Here is a 21,377-nt window from a genome sequence, read left to right as displayed (position 1 = left end):
TGCACCTACTATTTTTATTTAGTAAGTGCTTTTATTGTTTCTCTTTACTTTTTTCCTTTCCTTCTAACCTTTTAATTTCTTTATCAATTTCCTCTAGAGTCATGTCCTCAATTTCTTGTGGTATTCCATCATAATATTCTTCATATTTGTTACACATATTACAACACCTCGAATTTTATACCAAATTTTTGTTTAAATTCATTTAAAGTTCTCATGTATGCATCTTTTTCCCTTAAATTATAAGGGAATTTTTTATATTTATCAACATATAAATAGAATAATTTTCCTTTGAAAGGCTTTTTCCCTGCTTTATAAGTATATATGTTTCCATTATGACATATGATAATTCCCTTTTGATATTTATTATGCTCTCTTCTAAATTTATCCTCTTATCTTTTTGTTTAAATAACATATACTCGAAATACTCAACTGATGAATTTACACTATCTAATTCTAAACCAAACGTAATTTCTATATTTTCCCCTAATGTTGTAGAAATCTTATTAAATCTATTACCAAATTTTAAAATTCTCACATAAACTCTTTTGTCATCTTCTCTATACATTATTTGAATAGTTCTTACAATTCTTTTTTCCTTATCTGAACCTATTCCAAAGATTTCTTCATCATACAGTTTTAAGGTCTGAATTAAACATTGTAAGTCCTTTTCAATACTCTTATTTTTTCCTTCTTGTTTCATTCCATTAACACCCATATTTTTAAGAACTTCTTATACCTCCTATTTTAAAGACTTAATCAATTTTTTCTAATGTTTTATTTAATGTTTCAATCAGTTCTTTATTTGATTTGATCTTTTTATAATCAGAAATGGTGTCTATAACTAATAGTGGAATCAAGATCGCCGCTATTATTAACCACATAATTTAAACCTCACTTTCTTAATATTAGACATAATAAAAGCACCTACTATTTTTATTTAGTAAGTGCTTTTAGTACCATGCTACTACTCCTTCTTTTTTAAATTCTCCATTTAAATTATATTCTTCAATTCGTCCGAGAGCATGAGACGCATATCTTTTACCAAAATCCTCAAAAGAATCTTTCGAAAAAATTTTTTCTTTAGTTCTAAAGTTTAAAGCAACCTTCCCAGGATACTTTTCATTACCTTCTGGATAATATTCATAAGTAACCATTTCATCATTTAATTCTATTAATTTCAACGTAAGCATTCTCATACCTCCTATTCTAAATTATTCTTCTTTAAATACTTAACTTAACTTCTTTAATTTTAAAAGCTAAAAACCCAAATATAGATGTAAGTTCTTTAATAGGAATATAGTTACAGCATTTAATTCTATACTTTCCCTATAAGTAACTTACAAAATTTTTTAAGAAACTAATTTTAATTCAGCAAGTATTGTGTCTAAAGGTATATCATTTTTAGCTTCCTCATAAACAAAACGCACCAATTCTTTAGCCGATAGGCTTTTTATAGACTTTATAGTATCACCAATGGTTTCAAGTTTTTTAGGATTATATAATCTATAAATCTCTAAAAAATTGATTGCTAAAAATGTAAGTAGAAAATACCTCTCGATAGAGAGTATACATTGAACTTTATATTCGTCAAAACCTAAGTGTGTTTTAAGATATTTGTAATTAGTTTCAATGTTCCATCTATATAGATAGTATTTTATTATAGCTTTATTACTAAGTTCTATGTCTGTAGACATTAGATATACTGGTTCTTTAAAGCTGTCCCCATCAACTTCATAGCAAATTAAGGCTAATGCATTTTCAATCTTTGAAACTTTGCCTTCGTATTTATATACTCTATAATCCTTACCTTCGACGGTAACTACATCTAAGGTAGATGGATTTATATATTTAGCAAATTCCTTAATTTGCATTGAAATTCCTAATGGAGAGATTTTTCTATTAGATTTTAAAGCCCCAATAAAGTTAAAACCTTTTAAAATACAACCATTAATTAACTTTTCGCTAGTGTACCAACTATCAGTAAGACAATATATTTTATCGCAGTTAGAAGGTTTTTCAAAAGAATTAATAAAACCTAAAGCTATATCTGGTTTACTCATAAATTTTTTATTATGATTTTTGCAGTTTTCTTCGTTAAAATAAGACTTATAGTTTAGCGGAATAGACATATCCTCTGCTACAAAATTAGAAGTAACTACACAGTGGGACCAAAGATTTTTACCTTCTGTATGGCAATGATTATAGCTTAATCCTTGCATCTTCTTTGCTTGAGTTTTTGGATTAACAGTATCATCTATAACTAAGAATCCTACGGATTTAGGCTTTATGAGTTTATTAAAATGTAGTTTTAAATAATTAATACGATTTCTATCTATGAGACTATCGTCCCATTTAGAGTTACTCAAAAATCTATATATGGAACTGCTGCTTTTAGCAGCTAGTATATATTCTGAAATCTTTAATAAAGATTTAGTGCCATCTAAATTTATTAATCCATTAATAATAGTGGATATATGATGAAATTGAGGTTTACTCATTCCATAATTTACATCATTTAAGTAATTGTAAAGTTCATCATTAATGGATACAATATGATTAGTAAATTTACTTGGCATACTGACAACCTCCCGTGTTTTAATTGAGTAGTAACTTTTATATATCACGGATAAGGTCAGTGTGCCATATTTATTTTTTGGTAATACTACCAATTTAACTTTTTATTTTGCAGAAGTTAAGTACTTAATTAAAGCCTTAGCATAATTATATTTATTCTCAGTTAATCTATGAGCTTCTAGATACTTCTTATTATACCTATTCATTAATTCATATTCAAGCCTTTCATGATTTAACATAATCAGATCATGCTCTTGAATATTTTTACCTTCTCTTAGCCTTTGCCATGATTGTGCCATATCATAATCTGGAATAAAATTATCATATCTATGATCTAAATCGTATTTATTTATAAAACCATGATTATATACTTTTTCAATTGTTTTAGGATTTAATCTAGTATTTTTAGCTATAGCCGAAATTTCTTTTTTAGAATTTCTTCTACGTACTGCTTCATAATATTGTTCCGCGTGTTCATCCCTTCTCTTAAAATCCGGGTCATTCTTGCCAGTAAGTGCTCCACTTTTAGCACCTGAGTTTATTTTAATAGTATCTTCATCTTCAACAGTATAAAAACAATGGCATAACGGATGCCTTGGTAATTCTATTTTATCCTTCAAATCAAATACTTTGTCGTGATTAACCATACATTTATCACAAGTGTTACATAATGTAGCATTATATCTTACTTTTTTAACCCCAGTTTAAATGCAAAACCTATCAAAGGCATTGCTAGAACATCTGGACACTTCCGTTTCCACAAGTCTTTTAGCATTATAGTCATTTGTATTATACGTTTTTTCTATATTTTTTTATCTGATTAACATTTATCTTACCATCAAGAAAATTTTTCACTTTTAGGTATTATAAAAATACCTATTATTTTATTTAATAAGTGCTTTCTTAAATAAACTTAACTTCTTTATTTAAAAAACTTTTTTCTGATTCTATTGCTACGCATCTTGGAGCATCATACACTGGTACAATCTCAAACTCTAATCCATCTATAAAATACTTAGAATATTTTTTTAATGGTTTATCTTGATTTAATTTTAACACAACATAATTTTTAATTCTAAACTCTGAAATTACAGTTCACATATTATTCACCCCTCGTAACTTCTTTTAATTTATTTTTATAATCGGATTGTTCCCTTTTAATTATCAACATTTTCTAACGAATACTAACTAATTAATATCCGTTAGTTCTCTTGCTATGGCTAAATGGCCTTGCTTTGTATGTTTAACATATGATAGAAGTAGACCTAGTTTTTTATACAATCTATACACTTTCTTAGCATTGATTCTTAATCCATGCTTCTTACGAAGAATTTTCGTGATTTTCTTATATCCATAGAAAGGATATTTTTCACATGCTTCATATAAGAGTGTTTCAATAACTGAATCATCTACTATGCAATTATTTAACCATATGAATACCCTGGTACAGGTCTTCTTACCTTAGCGGTAGCTTTATAATCTTTTGATTCAGTAGCATTTATTACAGCAAGCTGTTTTTTAAATACACTAAGTGTAGATGATGATATTCCATATTTCTTACAAACTTGAGCATTAGTTAAACCACTATTTAATTCTTCTATCATTCTTATTTTTTCTTCTAAAGTGTATTTTCTTCTACTCATATTTTCTAACCTCCATATGATATTCTTATTTTATCATGGTCGTTATATACTGTCGAATACTGTCATGGGGTTACAGAGAGTTTTTTTCCGAATTGTCAAGTCCCTACGACTTCTCCACGCTTCATTTCTAAAACACCTTCTTTTTTAGCACAAAAGGCATAAAAAAGTGCTTACAATTTACTTATTCTAAAAGTAAATCATAAACACTTTTTATATCATCTATTCCTTGATATTACTAAGTTTCAGCTATTCCCACTCAATAGTTGCTGGTGGTTTTGAAGTTACATCGTAAACAATTCTGTTTACTCCCTTAACTTCATTAACTATCCTACGAGAAACTAGATCTAAAACTTCATATGGAATTCTTGCCCAATCTGAAGTCATAGCGTCAGAGGAAGTTACTGCTCTTAGGGCTATAGTGTGGCAATAGGTTCTTTCATCTCCCATAACTCCAACAGATTGGATGTTTGGAAGGCATGCAAAGTATTGCCATATAGCCTCATCTAAACCAGCGTTAGCTATTTCTTCTCTGAAAATTGCATCTGCTTCTCTAACTATTTCTAGTTTATCTTCTGTAATCTCTCCTAAAACTCTTATAGCAAGACCTGGGCCTGGGAATGGCTGTCTCCAGACTAATTTATGTGGAATACCTAGCTCCTCTCCTACGGCTCTTACTTCATCTTTAAATAGCTCTCTTAAAGGTTCGATTAATTTAAATTGCATATCTTCTGGAAGTCCACCTACATTGTGATGGCTTTTTATTGTAGCAGAAGTTTTTGTTCCGCTTTCTACTACGTCTGGATAAATAGTTCCTTGTACTAGAAAATCTATATCTCCAAGCTTATTAGCTTCTTCTTCAAATACTCTTATGAATTCTTCACCTATTATTTTTCTTTTCTTTTCAGGATCAGAAACTCCTTTTAACTTTCCAAGAAATCTCTCTTGAGCATTTACACGAATTAAATTCATGTCAAACTGCTTTTTAAATATTGTTTCTACTTGATCTCCCTCATCTTTTCTAAGAAGACCATGATCTACAAATATACAAGTCAATTGCTTTCCTATAGCTTTATGCACAAGTACTGCTGCCACTGATGAATCTACACCACCAGAAAGGGCACATATAACTTTTTTATTTCCAACCACTTCTTTTATTTTGCTTATTTGTTCTTCTGCAAAAGAAGACATGGACCAATCGCCTTTTAAACTACAAATATTAAATAAGAAATTGTGAAGCATTTGTTTTCCGAATAAAGTGTGTTCTACTTCTGGATGGAACTGTACTCCATATAGTTTTTTCTCTTCATTAGCCATAGCTGCACAAGGGCACTCTTTTGTAGTAGCTATAACTTTGAATCCTTCCGGCGCTTTAGAAATATAGTCTGTGTGACTCATCCAACATTGATCTTTTTCCTTTACACCTTCAAATAATAAATTATCCTTATCTATATCTAATTCTGTTTTTCCATATTCTCTTTTGTCAGGACTTGTAACGTCACCGCCTAAGCTGTGAGCCATAAGCTGGTCACCATAGCATATTCCAAGTATTGGAACACCCAACTGGAATATTTCCTCATCCACTCTAGGAGCACCCTCTGCATATACACTGTTTGGTCCACCTGTAAATATTATTCCCTTAGGATTTTTTTCTTTTATCTTTTCTATAGAATAATCGTAAGGAATTATTTCACAATAAACTCCATTTTCTCTTACTCTTCTAGCTATTAATTGATTATACTGCCCTCCAAAATCTACAACTAATACTAATTCTCTCTTCATAGGTTACCTCCAATTATCTATTTACACTATAGTTTGGTGCTTCTTTTGTCATATTAATATCATGTGGATGACTTTCTCTTAGTCCTGCAGAGGTTTGAACTACAAATCTTGCATTTTTATATAAATCATCTAAAGTCTTAGCTCCTAAGTATCCCATACCTGAACGTATTCCTCCAAGCATTTGGAATATAGTCTCAGATACATATCCCTTATATGGGACTCTTCCTTCTATACCTTCTGGAACTAATTTCTTGCTATCCTCTTGGAAATATCTATCTTTACTTCCACACTGCATTGCTGCCATAGAACCCATGCCTCTATAAACCTTATAACTTCTTCCTTTATATATTTCAGTTTCTCCTGGTGACTCTTCACAACCTGCAAACATAGATCCCATCATACATATTTTAGCTCCTGCTGCAAGGGCTTTAACCACGTCTCCAGAGTATTTTAATCCGCCATCAGCAATTATAGGTATATTGTATTTATTAGCTTCCTCTACACAATCCATTACTGCTGTAAGTTGTGGAACACCTACTCCAGCTACTACTCTTGTAGTACATATGGATCCAGGTCCTATACCTACTTTAATACAATCTGCTCCAGCTTCTATTAAATCCTTAACTGCTTCTGCTGTAGCCACATTACCGGCTATTATTTGTAGTTCTGGATACTTAGCCTTTATAGTCTTTACTGCATCTAAAACTCCTTTAGAGTGTCCGTGAGCTGTATCTAAAGTTATAACATCTACATTAGCTTTAACTAAAGCATCCACTCTAACCATCATGTCTTTAGTAACTCCTACTGCAGCACCACATAAAAGTCTTCCTTTTGAGTCCTTTGCTGCATTTGGATATTTTTTAACTTTTTCTATATCTTTAATAGTAATAAGTCCAACTAAATTGTTGTCATTATCCACTAATGGAAGTTTTTCTATTTTATGTTTTTTAAGTATATCCTTGGCTTCTTCTACTGTAGTTCCTTCTGGAGCTGTTATAAGATTCTCTTTAGTCATGACTTGTGATATTTTTTTAGAATAATCATTTTCGAATAGTATGTCCCTATTAGTTATTATTCCTTGAAGTTTTCCGTTTACTGTAATAGGCACTCCTGATATTCTATATTGACTCATTAAAGATAGGGCATCATCTATAGTATTCTCTGGTGATAAAGAGAATGGATCAGATATTACACCATTTTCCTGTCTTTTTACTCTATCCACTTCATATGCTTGTCTTTCTATGCTCATATTCTTGTGTATTATTCCTATGCCGCCTTCTCTAGCCATAGCAATAGCCATTTTAGATTCTGTAACAGTGTCCATACCTGCACTCATAAGAGGAATGCTTAGCTTTATAGTTTTTGTTAAATTTGTCTTTAAAATAACTTCCTTTGGTAAAACCTCTGATTTATTTGGCATTAATAAAACGTCGTCAAAAGTATATCCTGTCTTTAATATAATTGCCACTTTACGCACACCCTTCCATAATTTTTATATTTTTAATAGTCACTCACAATGTTTAGCAATTCATAACATGCTCACATTTATAATAGCCAAAATGGTATAGTTTTATATCCCTTTAATAAAGAAAGCACACTAAATCACATCAACGGTACGAGTGAAAATAGTATGCTTTCGCCTACCATAATCACTCATAGTCGGGAATTTAAGGCCCCCGGTAGAAACTCCTTACCATATTTAAGGGATATATGAGCGAATATTTATCATTTTTTTTAACGATTCTGAAAAACTTATTATTAACATTCTATTTAAAAATACTCTATTTGTCAACAACTAATTAAAATAAAATTGCATGTTTTTATTTTTTTGCATGTAAAATTGCAAATTCGCAATGTTTTATGAAACATTAGTATCAATTATAATACTTTTAATAAAATAAGTTTCATATATAATATGCTAACACTAAATTATATATTTCAAACATCAATAAAAAATCCATTAATTTCTAAATTGTATTGAATATAAAAATATTATGTGAAACTTACAAATTTATTTATAAATATTAAAAACTAGAGCCTTCCATTCAATGGAATAACTCTAGTTTCTATATTCTACAACCTTGTTCTTTGATTAGTCAATTATCAACTATTCAAGTAAAAGACTTTTTTACCGCAATTCTATAAAATATTTTCTGAACAAAGCAAAGGAAAATCTTCCTCCCCTAGCCCACTGTTTTGGCCCTCTAGTCCTCTGACACACTAGCCCACTATACTGGCCCTATAGCCATAAATTACTTGTAATTTATGCTATTAGTACATTCCGTCCATGCCCATTCCTGGTGCTGGCATTGCTGGTGCTGGGTTCTTTTCTGGTATATCTGCTACTGCTGCTTCTGTTGTTAAGAATGTAGATGCTACTGAAGCCGCATTTTGAAGTGCTGATCTAGTAACCTTAGTTGGATCAACTATACCTTTTTTCATCATATCTACATAATCACCATTTAGAGCATCAAATCCTATATTTGCTGCACTTTCTTTAACTTTTTCTATTATTACTGAACCTTCAACTCCAGCATTAGTAGCTATTTGTCTTACTGGTTCTTCAAGAGCTCTTCTTATGATGTTGATACCGATTTGAATATCTTGTACGCCATCTTCTAATTTAGCTACTTCTGGTATTACATCAACATATGCTGTTCCACCACCTGGAACTATACCTTCTTCTACAGCTGCTTTTGTAGCTGCTAAAGCATCTTCTATTCTCAATTTTCTTTCTTTCAATTCTGTTTCAGTAGCTGCTCCAACTTTAATTACAGCAACTCCACCTGCTAATTTTGCAAGTCTTTCTTGAAGTTTTTCTCTATCGAAATCTGAAGTAGTTTCTTCAATTTGTCTTCTTATTTGTGCTACTCTATCATGGATTGCTTCTTTATTTCCTTTTCCATTAACTACTGTAGTGTTTTCTTTAGTGATTTTAACACTTTCAGCTGTTCCAAGCATATCTAAAGTAACATCTTTTAAATCTCTTCCTAATTCTTCTGAAATAACTGTACCACCAGTCAATATAGCTATATCTTGAAGCATTTCTTTTCTTCTATCACCAAAACCTGGTGCTTTTACAGCAACACAAGTAAATGTTCCTCTTAATTTATTTACAACTAATGTAGCTAAAGCTTCGCCTTCTACATCTTCAGCTATTATTAATAGTTTTTTACCTTGTTGAACTATTTGCTCAAGTACTGGAAGTATTTCTTGTATATTTGATATCTTTTTATCTGTAATCAAGATATACACATCATCTAATGCAGCTTCCATTTTTTCTGCATCTGTTACCATGTATGGGCTTAAGTATCCTCTATCAAATTGCATACCTTCAACTACATCTAATTCAGTAAGCATTGATTTAGATTCCTCTATAGTTATAACTCCTTCATTGCCTACCTTTTCCATAGCATCTGCTATTAGCTTTCCTATTTCTTCATCTGCTGCTGATATAGCTGCAACCCTAGCTATGTCTTCTTTTCCATTTATAGGTTTTGATATTCCCTTTATTCCTTCTACAGCTTTATTTACAGCTATTCTTATACCATTTCTTATAAGAATTGGGTTAGCTCCAGCTGTTACATTTTTTAATCCTTCTCTTATAATTGCTTGAGCAAGAAGTGTAGCTGTTGTAGTTCCGTCTCCTGCTACATCATTAGTTTTAGTAGCAACTTCTTTAACAAGTTGAGCTCCCATATTTTCATATGGATCTTCTAATTCTATTTCTCTTGCAATAGTAACACCATCATTTGTTATAAGTGGTGAACCAAATTTTTTATCTAATACAACATTTCTTCCTTTAGGTCCTAATGTAACTTTTACAGTGTCAGCTAATTTATCAACACCAGCTTGCATAGCTCTTCTAGCTTCTTCGCCAAATGTAATACTCTTTGCCATTGTAAATCCCTCCTGTATGTAGTTTTATTTTTTAACTACAATAATATTTATTATTCAACTACCGCTAATATATCTTCTTGCTTTAGTATAGTGTATTCTTCTCCTTCAAATTTAACTTCATTACCTGAATATTTAGAGAAGATAACTTTATCACCTACTTTTAGTTCCATTTCGATTTTCTGTCCGTCTTTACACATTCCTGGACCTACTGCCACAACTTCTGCCATTTGTGGTTTTTCTTGTGCTGAACCTGGTAGCACTATTCCACTTTTAGTAGTTTCTTCTGCTTCTAATCTTTTAATAACAACTCTGTCTCCAAGTGGTCTAATATTCATTTAAACCCCTCCTTATTATATTTAAACATATTATTTATCATTATCTGTTAGCACTCATTAATATCGAGTGCTAATACAATTATTATGATAGTTAATGAGGTTGATAATATCAAACCTCGTAATTTCTTAAAAATGGCATTTTAACCACGATATATGGATTTATAAATATATATTTGTATTTTTCATACTTTTTCTTCTTTTATCTATTCTATACAATAATTAATATTTATTAAAGCCCTTTCATCCTCCAAAGAACAATGAAGGTGTCAGGGCATCTTCTATAAAGCTTTTCTAATTTTTTAAATAATATTGAATCTATTATATACTTTAAGTATATTTTAATGTATTATTTACATAATAAAATATGAGTTTTCTTACAACTCATTAGCTTATATACTATATTTTATATTCACATAGGATGGTGACTTTTGAGTGAAAAATATTTACAAAATTATAACTTCTACTCTAATATGTTTTATTATAATTTTATGGAGCATATTGTTTACTGTAAATTTTAAACCCATTTACTATTTTTCCATTGATAAATTTCAAATTCAAAACACCTCGTCTCTAGAAAAAAATGAAATAAAAAATAATTATAATTATCTAATAGATTATTTGATGTATCCTAATAATAATGAATTAGATTTACCTTCTTTTTCATCTTCTAAAGAAGGAATTATGCACTTTATTGATGTAAAAACTATTTTTCAAAATATAACCACTAATTTTTATATATTCTATTTAGGTTTTTTATGGATGTATTTTTTACTTTTAAATAAAAACTTAATAAATACAAAGGAAACTTTAAAACTTTCCTCTACATTTCTATTAAGTCTTATGGGTGCTATAGTTCTAGTCTATATGAATTTTCAAAAGGGTTTTGATATTTTTCATAAACTTATTTTTAAAAATGATTATTGGATGTTCTCTCCTGAAAAGGATCCAATTATAAACATACTTCCAGAAAGCTTTTTTGCTTTATGTCTTTTTTTCATACTATTATTAATATCCATAAACTCCATAATAATGCTTATTTTTAGCAAAAAGCTTAATTAATTTTCTTTTTCTTTGACATTTTTTTTAATATACTATTACCTTTAATGGTGCTTATAATAAATATTATAAGCACTACAATAGATATAACTACAATAGAACCTATCTCCCCAACTTCAATTCTATTTCCAAAATATGTAGATATAAATATAGCTGGTATTCTTCCAAGGGTAGAAAATATTATAAAATCCTTAAAGGAAACATCCGCTATGCCACATATATACGCCAGGGCATCCTTGGGAATACCTGGTATTAAATACAATAAAAATATAATCTTTACATGACTACTTGCATCTAATATTTTATGAAAAAGCTTAAATTTATCCTTGGAGACCATCTTCTGAACTAGATCTCTTCCTAAATATCTAGATATATAATAAACCATAAAACTTCCAATTAATATGCCTAATATGGAAAATGCCCCCCCCAATACAGTTCCATATATGTATCCCCCAGCAATTTGTATTATTTCTCCTGGTATAAAAAAAACCACCACTTGAATTATTTGTAACATCAAAAAAACTAATACACTGTAATTTCCATAGGATAGTATGGCTTTTTTTATCTTTACTGGATCCTTTAAAATATTGAAATATTTATAATATTCATAGGATATATATCCAAATATAAGTAAAAATATTATGGACACAGTTGTCTTTTTATATTTTATTAAAAAATCTAAAAATTTCCTCAAATTTCTATTTATTTTTTTCATAAGCTCTCCAACTTTCATAATAGACTTAACCCACATAATTTATCCCATAGTTATCTAACGTAACAATCTATATAAAATCAACAACTTTATTTAAGCAAATTTTTTATAAATTAATATGTAAATATTATACTTCTACTTATTATATAGTTTTGAAATTTTTCTGAATACTATACTTTATATTTTAAAAATTAATATTAAATTTTTTAAGTTTTAGCTACAACTCTATATGTAAATACGGACTTTCTTTATAACTAATACTATTTTTAAAACTCACTACACTTCTACAAAGTATTATATAACTTAATTAAATATAATAAGTTAAAAATAGTTTACATATTTTTAAACATTCATGGGATTATCTAATATATTAAGAATATAAAAATAAAAGCATCGGTATTATATTACCAGCGCTTTTATTTTTGACGAACCTTTTGACCAATCACCTTTCAAGCCCATTAAGCCTTGATAAATCAAAGATACTATATGTCTATTTTATTTTCTCTAGCATAGTAAAATAAATACTGCTGAGCAAATCCTGAAAATTCATGAAATTTTTCTCTAGCAAACTCTCTTATTTTCTTTAAAGATACATCTGGCGCTAGATAAAAATAATGCATTGCTCTTTTAACCCAAACATCTACAGGAAATGCTGAATACTTTTGCATAGAAAATAGCATAACACAATCCCCTACTTTTGGCCCCACTCCAGCAAATTTTTGAATCTCTTCATGACATTTATCATCATTTAATTTTTTTATTTCCTCTAAATTGAGTTCACCTTTATATAATTTTTCAACTGTGTCTACAATATACTTTCCTCTAAAACCAACTCCACACTCTTCCAATTCTTCTATAGTGGCTTCATGAAGTTTTTCTATTGTAGGAAAAGTATAATACTTTTGTCCTTTATACTCTAATTCTTCTCCGTATTTCTTACTTATACTATTTATTGCTCTCTTTATCATAGGTATTCTATTATTAGCAGATATTATAAAGGAGATAAGCATTTCAAAAGGATTTTGCTTTAATATTCTAATACCATCTCCAAATTCCACCGCTTCCTCTAAAACTGGATCCCTTTTTAAAATTTCTTTTATAGTTCCATAATCTCTATATAAATCAAAGTATTCCGCCCAAATATCTTTAAATTCTCTTTCATTAGAATTGTATATTATAATGTCATTTCCTGATTTCTCTATTTCTGCTACCCTTCCCAGAGCTACTCCTATATAATTTCCGTTTTCTTGCTGAATCCATCTAAAACACTGTCCACAATCAAATACATGAGCAAGTTCAAAATTTCTAACATTTTTTATAATTATTCTATCCTTTAATTCTTCCACATATTCAAAATCCACATCTTCACCTTCTCTTTATATCTATTTACAGCTTTTATATTAAATCACATGTATTTATTATACCAATTTAAGCTTGCTTCATGCAAATTCTATATATTGTAGTATTTATTCTTAGTTGACAACCCATTAATTTATATTTTATTAAAACTCTCAAAGGAGTTTTATACTTAAGCTCAGATTTACTATTACTATACTTTAATAACTAATTTTAGTAACAGTATCTATAACTAAATCATATAATTTTATGGAAGAGCAAATTTCTATGGAGGACTTTTATGTATAATTGTTATTGGCCTTGCATGCCTTACATGAACATGTATGATGACCATGAAGATTTAAGGAGAATGTACCCTAGAATCTATCATAAAATTTATCCTATGGTTATAATGCATTGTGACATGATGGAAAGAAAATATGGATGGATGTATACACCAAGTGATAAAGACTTAGATGAAGCTTGTGAAAATATGTATGAAAATATTAAAGATCACTTAGAAGAAATGGACGAAGAGTATGAACATAATGACCATAAAGATTATAATAGGAAACGTCATTATGGTAGGAGAAGAGCCTTAAATGACTTATTTAGAATACTACTAATTAGAGAACTTATAGGTAGGCGTAGAAGGCGCAGAAGACCTCATTATGGGCATGGTGGATATTGGTATTAATAAAATTATAAAAAGCCTTAGGTTATACTTAACCCAAGGCTTTATACATAATTTATTTTTCGCTTAAATACTTATCTATAGCTGCTGCTGCATTTTTACCTGCTCCCATAGCAAGTATAACTGTAGCTGCACCTGTTACAGCATCTCCACCAGCATATACTGCTTCTCTTGAAGTAGCGCCAGTTTCTTCTTCTGCAACAATACATCTTCTCTTATTAATTTCTAGTCCTTTTGTTGTTGAAGGAATCAATGAGTTTGGAGCTGTACCTAATGACATTATTACAGTGTCTACATCCATCACGAATTCAGATCCTGGTATTTCTATCGGTTTTCTTCTTCCTGATGCATCTGGTTCACCTAGTTCCATCTTTATACATTTCATTCCTTGAACCCAGTTATTTTCATCTCCAATTATTTCTACTGGATTTGTAAGTAGGTCAAAGATTATTCCTTCTTCTTTAGCGTGATGAACTTCTTCAACTCTTGCTGGAAGTTCTGATTCAGATCTTCTGTAAACTACATGAACTTCTGCTCCTAATCTTAAAGCTGTTCTTGCTGCGTCCATAGCAACGTTTCCGCCACCTACTACTGCAACTTTTTGTCCAACTCTAATTGGAGTATCGTATCCTTCTTTGAAAGCTTTCATTAAGTTGTTTCTTGTTAGGAATTCATTAGCAGATAAAACTCCATTTAAGTTTTCTCCTGATATTCCCATGAATTTTGGAAGACCTGCTCCTGAACCTATAAATACTGCTTGGAAGTCTTCTTCTTCAAATAATTGATCTATAGTAATAGTTCTTCCTACTATTACGTCTGTTTCTATTTTAACACCTAGTTTTTTAACATTTTCAACTTCAGCTTTAACAACTTTTTCTTTTGGTAATCTGAATTCTGGAATTCCGTATACTAAAACTCCACCGGCTTCATGTAAAGCTTCGAATATAGTAACGTCATAGCCCATTTTAGCAAGATCTCCAGCACATGTTAATCCTGAAGGACCACTACCTATTACAGCTACCTTTTTACCATTCTTTGGAGCTGTTTCTGATAAATCTACATTGTGCTCTCTTGACCAATCTGCTACAAATCTTTCAAGTTTTCCTATAGCTACAGGCTCACCTTTAATTCCAAGAACACATTTTCCTTCACATTGTAATTCTTGAGGACAAACTCTTCCGCAAACAGCTGGAAGTGCACTGTATTTAGCTATAACTTTTGCAGCTTCAGCAAATTCTCTATTTTTAACATGTTGAATAAATCCTGGTATATCTATTGAAACTGGACATTTAGGTCTACATAGAGGATTCTTACAGTTTAAACATCTTGATGCTTCTTTTACTGCGTCCTCTTCATCGTATCCAAGACATACTTCGTCAAAATTAGTAGCTCTTACTTTTGGATCTTGCTCCTTTACTGGAGTTCTTTTCATTCTATCTACTTTTTTCTCATCTAGAAGTTTACAATTTTGATTAAACTCTTCAGTTTTTTCACATTCTTGTGATTTATACATACCTTGTCTTTTCATTGCTTCTGCAAAATCAACTTTATGTCCATCAAATTCAGGTCCTTCAACACAAGCAAATCTAGTTTTTCCGTCTACAGTAACTCTACATGCGCCACACATTCCTGTTCCGTCAACCATTATAGAGTTTAAGCTTACTATTGTTCTGATTCCTAATTCTTCAGTTAACTTACATACAAATTTCATCATTATCATAGGTCCAATAGCTATAACTAAATCGTACTTTTTACCTTGATTTTCTACTAGATCTTTTAGTAAGTTAGTAACTAATCCCTTATATCCATAAGAACCATCATCTGTTGCTGGATATACATTTGCAACTGATTTCATTTCATCTTCAAGGATCATATAATCCTTAGATTTAGCTCCTATGATTACATCTACTTCTACTCCGCGCTCATGTAACCATTTAGCTTGTGGATAAACTGGAGCTGTTCCAACTCCGCCAGCTATAAATACTATTTTCTTTTCTTTTAATTCTTCTAAATTTTCATGAACGTATTCTGAAGGTTGACCTAGTGGTCCTACAAAATCTGCGAAGCTATCTCCTTCTTCGTATTGAGCCATTCTTGTAGTTGAGCAACCAATTGATTGGAATACTATAGTTACAGTTCCTGCTTGTACATCGTAATCACAAATAGTAAGAGGTATTCTTTCTCCCTTTTCATCCATTCTTACGATTATAAATTGTCCTGGCTGTGCTGCTTTAGCAACTCTTGGTGCATGTATCTTCATAAGATAAATTTGAGGTGCTAATAATTTTTTCTCTACTATCTTAAACATGGTAATTCCTCCATATTTTATTATAATTTTATTAAAATTTTTTATTAAAAAAACACACTAGTTTTATTATATCACAATTTTTTCATTAATAAAGTTATTTTTATTGTAATGTTAATTCTAAAATTTGAATTTTTAGACTTTTCTTTAACTACTCTAAATTATTTTTAATTTGTTTTTTCATATTATGTACAAAAACAATGTTTTTTCGATAACTTTTTAACATTTTACTTGAACTACATTCACCATAAGAGTATGAGGTTTGATAACTGTAAACTAATGATTAATAAAAACATGTTAACATTTAGTTAATATTTTATCTAATTTTTAATCCTGTTTACATAAAAAAATTCATTATAGATTTTTCGAATAGATACTATATTATCTATTTATATAATAATTTTTTTAAAAAAGAAATCCTCCACTTGGGAGGTTTCCTTTTATTTTAAACTAAAACTCTACTTTATTTCCGTAGAAAGTAGCTTCAAATACTTTCTTCATCTCATCTACTGATATAGCTCTTGGATTTGATGATGTGCAAGCATCTGCAACTGCATTTTCTGATATAAATTCTAAGTTAGCTTTAAAGTCTTCTTCAGTTACACCATATTCTTTCATAGTTAATGGTATATTCATCTTCTTATTCATTTCTCTTATCATATCTGTTAATGAATCTATTAACTCATCTTGAGTATTTCCAGCAAGGCCTAATTTCTTAGCTATTTTAGCATATCTTTCTCCACAAGCCTTCTTATTAAAATCTATTACATATGGTAAGAATATAGCATTTGCACATCCATGTGGTATATGGAATACAGCTCCTGTTTTATGTGCCATACTATGAGTTATTCCAAGCAATGCATTAGAGAAGGCCATTCCTGCTAAACATTGAGCAATGTGCATTTCATCTCTTGCTTCATTGTCACCTTCATATGATTTTAATAAATTTTCCTTTACCATTTCTATAGCTTCCATAGCTAATGGATCTGAGAAAGATGATCTTAATGTAGCAACATATGCTTCTATAGCATGTGTTAAAGCATCCATTCCAGTATGTGCTACTAGCTTAGCTGGCATAGTTTGAGCTAAATCTGGATCTACTATAGCTACATCCGGTGTTAAATTAAAGTCTGCTAAAGGATATTTTATCTTTTCATTATAGTTTGTTATAACTGAGAAAGCTGTAACTTCTGTAGCAGTTCCACTAGTTGAAGGTATAGCTACAAATTTAGCTTTTTGTCTTAATTCAGGTAATCCAAATGGAACAACTGCTTGTTCAAAAGTAAATTCTGGGTACTCGTAGAATATCCACATAGCTTTGGCTGCATCTATTGGAGAACCTCCACCTATAGAAACTATCCAATCTGGCTGGAATTCTCTCATAACTGCAGCACCATTCATAACTGTTTCAACAGATGGATCTGGTTCTACTCCTTCTATTAATTTTACTTCCATTCCAGCTTCTTTTAGGTAAGCTTCTACTTTATCTAAAAATCCAAATCTCTTCATTGAGCCTCCGCCCACAACTACAACGGCTCTTTTTCCTTTTAAAGTTTTTAGTGTTTCTAATGAACCATTTCCGAAATAAATGTCCCTTGGCAATGTAAATCTACTCATTTTCCATTCCTCCTACCTATATACTTTGTTTATACATAGTTTATTATGCTTATTTTCTATACTTATATTCTTAGCAATTATCATGCCAAGATTGTATTGTCATAAAAATATCAATGTAAACCCCTGTTTTGTTAATTTTAAATCATTTCATAAAAAATGAATAAAATAAAAGTGTAAAAAAATATTACACTTTTATTTTATTCACTGTTAAATTTCATTACATTGTCATTTTTTTTAACACATTTTGCATTTATTTATGTTAAATTAAACTCATTTATTTGTATAAAAAAATTAAATTTATAACATTATTTTGTATTTTTTCATCTTTGTATATAAAGTATTCCTACTTATCCCTAAAGTATTTGCTGATTTAGATACATTGCCTTTAAATTTCTCCATACAAGCTATTATAGCTCTTCTTTCTAACTCTTCTAACGAACATGCATAATCTAAATTGTCAAGCACAAAGTCATTTTGTGTTTGTTTTATTATAGTTTCTTGCTTTATGTTAAATGATGTGTTTCCTCCTAAATTTACTATATTTTCCACAAAATTTTCTAGTTCTCTAACGTTTCCCGGCCAACTATACGACATTATGTCTCTATATAAATTTTCATCTATAATAGGAATATTTCTTTTTAATTTAAAAGATTTAATTTTCAAGAAATGCTTAAGTAAAATATCTAAATCTACTTTCCTTTCTCTCAAAGGAGGTATTTCAATAGGAATTACACTTATTCTATAGTAAAGATCACTTCTAAAAGTTCCTTTTTCTATCTCCTTTTTCAATTCCTTATTGGTAGCGACTATTATTCTTACATCTATAGGTATATACCTACTGCCACCTACTCTGGTTACACATCTCTCCTGAAGAACTCTAAGAAGATTAACTTGCATATCTAATGGCATCTCTCCTATTTCATCCAAAAACAAAGTTCCTCCATTGGCAAGTTCAAATTTACCAGGTCTCCCCCCTTTTTTTCCTCCTGTAAAACTTCCCTCTTCATATCCAAATAATTCACTTTCTATTAAATTTTTAGGTATAGCACCACAATTTATAGCCACAAAAGGTCCTTCTTTTCTAGTACTGTAGTTATGTATAGATTGCGCTAATACCTCTTTTCCGGTACCACTTTCCCCTTGTATCAATACTGTAGATGGGCTTAAAGATATAGTTTTGGCAAATTGTATTATCCTTTTCATTTCTTTATCTTCACAAATCAAATCATCAAAAGTATATCTAGCGTTCATTCCACTGTATTTATTAACCAAATTAAAAACCTTTTGAATTTCTTTTATAGTTATTACAACTCCTATAAGTTCACCACTTTCATTTTCAATTGGATGTATATCTTCACTATATCTCTCTTTCTTTTGTCCAACCCTTATAATTACATCATTTTCTTTGTATACCTCTTTGGTATGGCATTTTTTTAGTATATCATTCCAATTATCTAAAATAATACTTACAGGTTTATCTTCACATTCTACCTCTTTAACATTAAATATTCTACAAGCAAATTTATTTAAATTCTGTATTATACCATGATTATTTACTGCTATTACACCATAAGTCATAGCATCCATTATGGTATTCATATAGTTATATGCCTCTACTAATTTATTATTTATAATTCTATTATTAAGCTCATTCTCTATGGAATTCACCGATGCTACAACCAATCCAAGAGTATGAGAATGTACTTCACTGCTTTTCCCCGTTAAATTTAAAGTACCAATAATTTCTCCTTTTTCATTGTGAATGGGAGCTGCAGAACAAGTCCATCTATGATAAGCATTTATGAAGTGTTCCTTTGCAGAAATTTGAATAGCCATATCTTCACTAATAGCTGTACCCATTGCATTAGTTCCAATGCTCTTTTCATCCATATAAGCTCCTATAACCATATCCATATCCTTAGCTGCTTTTAACATATCCTTATCGCCTATTATGTTTAGTATACATCCATCTCTGTCTGTCAATATTAATAAAAAGCCAGAACCAGCCACAATTTCATATATCTTCTTTATAAAAGGAGCAGCTATCTTTAGCAACCCTCTGTTATTTCTTATATTATTAGATATCTCATGTCTCTTTAATATCTTTTTAGGGCTAATCCTTTCTTTTTCTATTCCATATTCTTCACTTCTAATGTGCGAACGCTGTATTATTCTATTTATATTATCTTTATCATATTGCTTTGTATAATTCATAATTAATACCTCACTTATAAATTGTGAATTAGTAAATTAATTATAACATAATGAGGAGATTTCTAAAAAAAATAAAAATCTGCCTTTAAGTTTATAATAAAGGCAGATTTTCCACATATTTAGTAAGTATATTTAATTTTATTTAGTTAAATATAAGTATACTAATTTAATTGTATTTTCAAAAGCTTTGTAGTGAGTTCTTTCCATACCATGAGATGCATGAACTCCTGGTCCGATAAGAGCTCCTCTTATATTATTACCACCACGAAGCGCTGCTCCTACATCTGAACCATACATAGGATAAATATCTACTACATAGTCAAGTTTATTCCCTTTGCTTAGTTCAACTAAACGAGTTACCATGTTATAATCATAAGGTCCACCTGAATCCTTTGCACATATAGAAACATCATATTCTGTACAATTAAGGTCGTCACCTATACATCCCATGTCTACAGACATCATTTCTGTTATATCTGAAGGTATATTAGATGCTCCATGTCCAACTTCTTCATATACAGAAATAATTATTTTAGTTGTATAATTTGGAGTAATTTTTTCTCTGCTCATTAATTCTAGTAATCCCATTAAACAAGCAACACTACCTTTATCATCTATAAATCTAGATTTTATAAATCCACTTTCTGTTATTGTAGTTTTAGGATCTATAAAAATATAATCTCCTGCACAGATTCCTAGCTTTTCTACATCTTCCTTAGATTTAACTACTTCGTCAATTCTTATTTCCATATTTTCTGGATCACGTTTTTTTGAACTACTATCAGCGAAAACATGAATAGCAGGGCTTGTACTTAAAAATGTACCAGTATATGTTTTACCCTCTCTAGTTCTAATTTGGCAATATTCACTATCTAATGAAGGAACTATAGGTCCGCCAACTAAAGTAAATTTCAATGTACCATGAGAAGTAATAGATCTAACCATAGCACCTAAAGTATCAACATGGGCAGATAAACCCATTACTTTATCATTACTCTTACCTGGCACAGTAATGATTCCACAACCCTTATTATTAGTTTCAAAAGTATAACCAAATTTCTCTGCTCTTTCCTCAATAGTTTTCATTATATCAAAACAGAAACCACTTGGACTATTGAATTGAAGTAATTCTTTTGCTGTGTTTAAAACATATTCTTTATTAATTGATAACTCCATTCTTTTCCCCTCCTGATCTTCATTATTCCAATTGTAA

Annotated in this window: 20 protein-coding genes and 1 riboswitch; of the genes, 2 read left to right on the top strand and 18 right to left on the bottom strand. The window is 30.1% G+C overall.

Annotation, left to right across the window (positions count from 1 at the left end; translation table 11 throughout):
- Positions 1 to 31: 31 nt before the first annotated feature.
- The 12 genes from C1715_RS20095 to groES form a co-directional block, all read right to left on the bottom strand.
- Positions 32 to 157, bottom strand: coding sequence for a hypothetical protein (locus tag C1715_RS20095; RefSeq protein WP_278320116.1), 126 nt, complete (start codon positions 155 to 157; stop codon positions 32 to 34).
- A gap of 75 nt (positions 158 to 232) precedes the next feature.
- Positions 233 to 700: a hypothetical protein gene (locus C1715_RS15030; protein ID WP_146005402.1), complete on the bottom strand. Its 468-nt coding sequence runs from the start codon at positions 698 to 700 to the stop codon at positions 233 to 235.
- A 250-nt stretch (positions 701 to 950) separates the two neighbouring features.
- On the bottom strand, positions 951 to 1,190 hold the full coding sequence (locus tag C1715_RS15025) for a hypothetical protein (protein WP_102401250.1): 240 nt from the start codon (positions 1,188 to 1,190) through the stop codon (positions 951 to 953).
- A gap of 159 nt (positions 1,191 to 1,349) precedes the next feature.
- Positions 1,350 to 2,576 carry an IS701 family transposase gene (locus C1715_RS15020; RefSeq protein ID WP_102399121.1) on the bottom strand — a complete coding sequence of 409 codons (1,227 nt, stop codon included), beginning with the start codon at positions 2,574 to 2,576 and terminating at the stop codon, positions 1,350 to 1,352.
- A 102-nt stretch (positions 2,577 to 2,678) separates the two neighbouring features.
- Positions 2,679 to 3,221, bottom strand: coding sequence for a hypothetical protein (locus C1715_RS19860; protein ID WP_242971972.1), 543 nt, complete (start codon positions 3,219 to 3,221; stop codon positions 2,679 to 2,681).
- Positions 3,222 to 3,477: 256 nt separating this feature from the next.
- On the bottom strand, positions 3,478 to 3,633 hold the full coding sequence (locus tag C1715_RS19515) for a hypothetical protein (protein ID WP_180964106.1): 156 nt from the start codon (positions 3,631 to 3,633) through the stop codon (positions 3,478 to 3,480).
- Positions 3,634 to 3,762: 129 nt separating this feature from the next.
- A complete protein-coding gene (locus tag C1715_RS20335) occupies positions 3,763 to 3,972 on the bottom strand; it encodes a helix-turn-helix domain-containing protein (protein ID WP_423240840.1) in 210 nt (69 codons plus the stop codon).
- 26 nt (positions 3,973 to 3,998) lie between these two features.
- On the bottom strand, positions 3,999 to 4,217 hold the full coding sequence (locus C1715_RS15005) for a transposase (RefSeq protein WP_242971971.1): 219 nt from the start codon (positions 4,215 to 4,217) through the stop codon (positions 3,999 to 4,001).
- 246 nt (positions 4,218 to 4,463) lie between these two features.
- On the bottom strand, positions 4,464 to 5,996 hold the full coding sequence (gene guaA / locus C1715_RS15000) for a glutamine-hydrolyzing GMP synthase (RefSeq protein ID WP_102401248.1): 1,533 nt from the start codon (positions 5,994 to 5,996) through the stop codon (positions 4,464 to 4,466).
- 13 nt (positions 5,997 to 6,009) lie between these two features.
- Complete coding sequence (gene guaB / locus C1715_RS14995; RefSeq protein ID WP_102401247.1) at positions 6,010 to 7,464, bottom strand: IMP dehydrogenase; 1,455 nt, start codon at positions 7,462 to 7,464, stop codon at positions 6,010 to 6,012.
- Positions 7,465 to 7,632: 168 nt separating this feature from the next.
- A riboswitch (purine riboswitch) is annotated at positions 7,633 to 7,730 on the bottom strand.
- Between the two features lie 537 nt (positions 7,731 to 8,267).
- Positions 8,268 to 9,896 (bottom strand): chaperonin GroEL, encoded by a 1,629-nt coding sequence (gene groL, locus C1715_RS14990; RefSeq protein ID WP_102401246.1) that lies wholly within the window; start codon positions 9,894 to 9,896, stop codon positions 8,268 to 8,270.
- A 50-nt stretch (positions 9,897 to 9,946) separates the two neighbouring features.
- Positions 9,947 to 10,231: a co-chaperone GroES gene (gene groES / locus C1715_RS14985; RefSeq protein ID WP_102401245.1), complete on the bottom strand. Its 285-nt coding sequence runs from the start codon at positions 10,229 to 10,231 to the stop codon at positions 9,947 to 9,949.
- 432 nt (positions 10,232 to 10,663) lie between these two features.
- Between groES and C1715_RS14980 the strand changes: the two genes are divergently transcribed.
- A complete protein-coding gene (locus tag C1715_RS14980) occupies positions 10,664 to 11,290 on the top strand; it encodes a TIGR01906 family membrane protein (protein ID WP_102401244.1) in 627 nt (208 codons plus the stop codon).
- On the opposite strand, the gene C1715_RS14975 is transcribed toward C1715_RS14980, so the two are convergent.
- A complete protein-coding gene (locus C1715_RS14975; RefSeq protein WP_242971970.1) occupies positions 11,283 to 12,020 on the bottom strand; it encodes a TVP38/TMEM64 family protein in 738 nt (245 codons plus the stop codon). The genes C1715_RS14980 and C1715_RS14975 overlap by 8 nt on opposite strands.
- 461 nt (positions 12,021 to 12,481) lie before the next feature.
- Positions 12,482 to 13,360 (bottom strand): DNA-3-methyladenine glycosylase family protein, encoded by an 879-nt coding sequence (locus tag C1715_RS14970; RefSeq protein ID WP_102401243.1) that lies wholly within the window; start codon positions 13,358 to 13,360, stop codon positions 12,482 to 12,484.
- 275 nt (positions 13,361 to 13,635) lie between these two features.
- On the opposite strand from C1715_RS14970, the gene C1715_RS14965 reads away from it, so the two are divergent.
- Positions 13,636 to 14,031: a hypothetical protein gene (locus C1715_RS14965; protein ID WP_102401242.1), complete on the top strand. Its 396-nt coding sequence runs from the start codon at positions 13,636 to 13,638 to the stop codon at positions 14,029 to 14,031.
- A 52-nt stretch (positions 14,032 to 14,083) separates the two neighbouring features.
- On the opposite strand, the gene C1715_RS14960 is transcribed toward C1715_RS14965, so the two are convergent.
- The 4 genes from C1715_RS14960 to C1715_RS14945 form a co-directional block, all read right to left on the bottom strand.
- A complete protein-coding gene (locus C1715_RS14960; protein WP_102401241.1) occupies positions 14,084 to 16,336 on the bottom strand; it encodes a bifunctional dihydroorotate dehydrogenase B NAD binding subunit/NADPH-dependent glutamate synthase in 2,253 nt (750 codons plus the stop codon).
- A gap of 447 nt (positions 16,337 to 16,783) precedes the next feature.
- A complete protein-coding gene (locus C1715_RS14955) occupies positions 16,784 to 17,950 on the bottom strand; it encodes an iron-containing alcohol dehydrogenase (RefSeq protein WP_102401240.1) in 1,167 nt (388 codons plus the stop codon).
- Positions 17,951 to 18,247: 297 nt separating this feature from the next.
- A complete protein-coding gene (locus C1715_RS14950) occupies positions 18,248 to 20,164 on the bottom strand; it encodes a sigma-54-dependent Fis family transcriptional regulator (RefSeq protein ID WP_102401239.1) in 1,917 nt (638 codons plus the stop codon).
- Positions 20,165 to 20,302: 138 nt separating this feature from the next.
- Complete coding sequence (locus C1715_RS14945) at positions 20,303 to 21,340, bottom strand: M42 family metallopeptidase (RefSeq protein ID WP_102401238.1); 1,038 nt, start codon at positions 21,338 to 21,340, stop codon at positions 20,303 to 20,305.
- Positions 21,341 to 21,377 lie beyond the last annotated feature (37 nt).

The organism is Haloimpatiens massiliensis, from assembly GCF_900184255.1.
Classification (GTDB): Bacteria; Bacillota; Clostridia; order Clostridiales; family Clostridiaceae; genus Haloimpatiens; species Haloimpatiens massiliensis.
Note: the sequence above shows the minus strand (reverse complement) of the source record. Positions and strands in the feature narration are given on the sequence as shown.

Coding starts and splice junctions, on each gene's coding strand:
- C1715_RS20095 (WP_278320116.1), bottom strand. CDS start 157: ATGTGTAACAAATATGAAGAATATTATGATGGAATACCACAAGAAATT.
- C1715_RS15030 (WP_146005402.1), bottom strand. CDS start 700: ATGAAACAAGAAGGAAAAAATAAGAGTATTGAAAAGGACTTACAATGT.
- C1715_RS15025 (WP_102401250.1), bottom strand. CDS start 1,190: ATGCTTACGTTGAAATTAATAGAATTAAATGATGAAATGGTTACTTAT.
- C1715_RS15020 (WP_102399121.1), bottom strand. CDS start 2,576: ATGCCAAGTAAATTTACTAATCATATTGTATCCATTAATGATGAACTT.
- C1715_RS19860 (WP_242971972.1), bottom strand. CDS start 3,221: ATGGTTAATCACGACAAAGTATTTGATTTGAAGGATAAAATAGAATTA.
- C1715_RS15005 (WP_242971971.1), bottom strand. CDS start 4,217: ATGAGTAGAAGAAAATACACTTTAGAAGAAAAAATAAGAATGATAGAA.
- guaA (WP_102401248.1), bottom strand. CDS start 5,996: ATGAAGAGAGAATTAGTATTAGTTGTAGATTTTGGAGGGCAGTATAAT.
- groL (WP_102401246.1), bottom strand. CDS start 9,896: ATGGCAAAGAGTATTACATTTGGCGAAGAAGCTAGAAGAGCTATGCAA.
- groES (WP_102401245.1), bottom strand. CDS start 10,231: ATGAATATTAGACCACTTGGAGACAGAGTTGTTATTAAAAGATTAGAA.
- C1715_RS14975 (WP_242971970.1), bottom strand. CDS start 12,020: ATGAAAGTTGGAGAGCTTATGAAAAAAATAAATAGAAATTTGAGGAAA.
- C1715_RS14965 (WP_102401242.1), top strand. CDS start 13,636: ATGTATAATTGTTATTGGCCTTGCATGCCTTACATGAACATGTATGAT.
- C1715_RS14960 (WP_102401241.1), bottom strand. CDS start 16,336: ATGTTTAAGATAGTAGAGAAAAAATTATTAGCACCTCAAATTTATCTT.
- C1715_RS14955 (WP_102401240.1), bottom strand. CDS start 17,950: ATGAGTAGATTTACATTGCCAAGGGACATTTATTTCGGAAATGGTTCA.
- C1715_RS14950 (WP_102401239.1), bottom strand. CDS start 20,164: ATGAATTATACAAAGCAATATGATAAAGATAATATAAATAGAATAATA.
- C1715_RS14945 (WP_102401238.1), bottom strand. CDS start 21,340: ATGGAGTTATCAATTAATAAAGAATATGTTTTAAACACAGCAAAAGAA.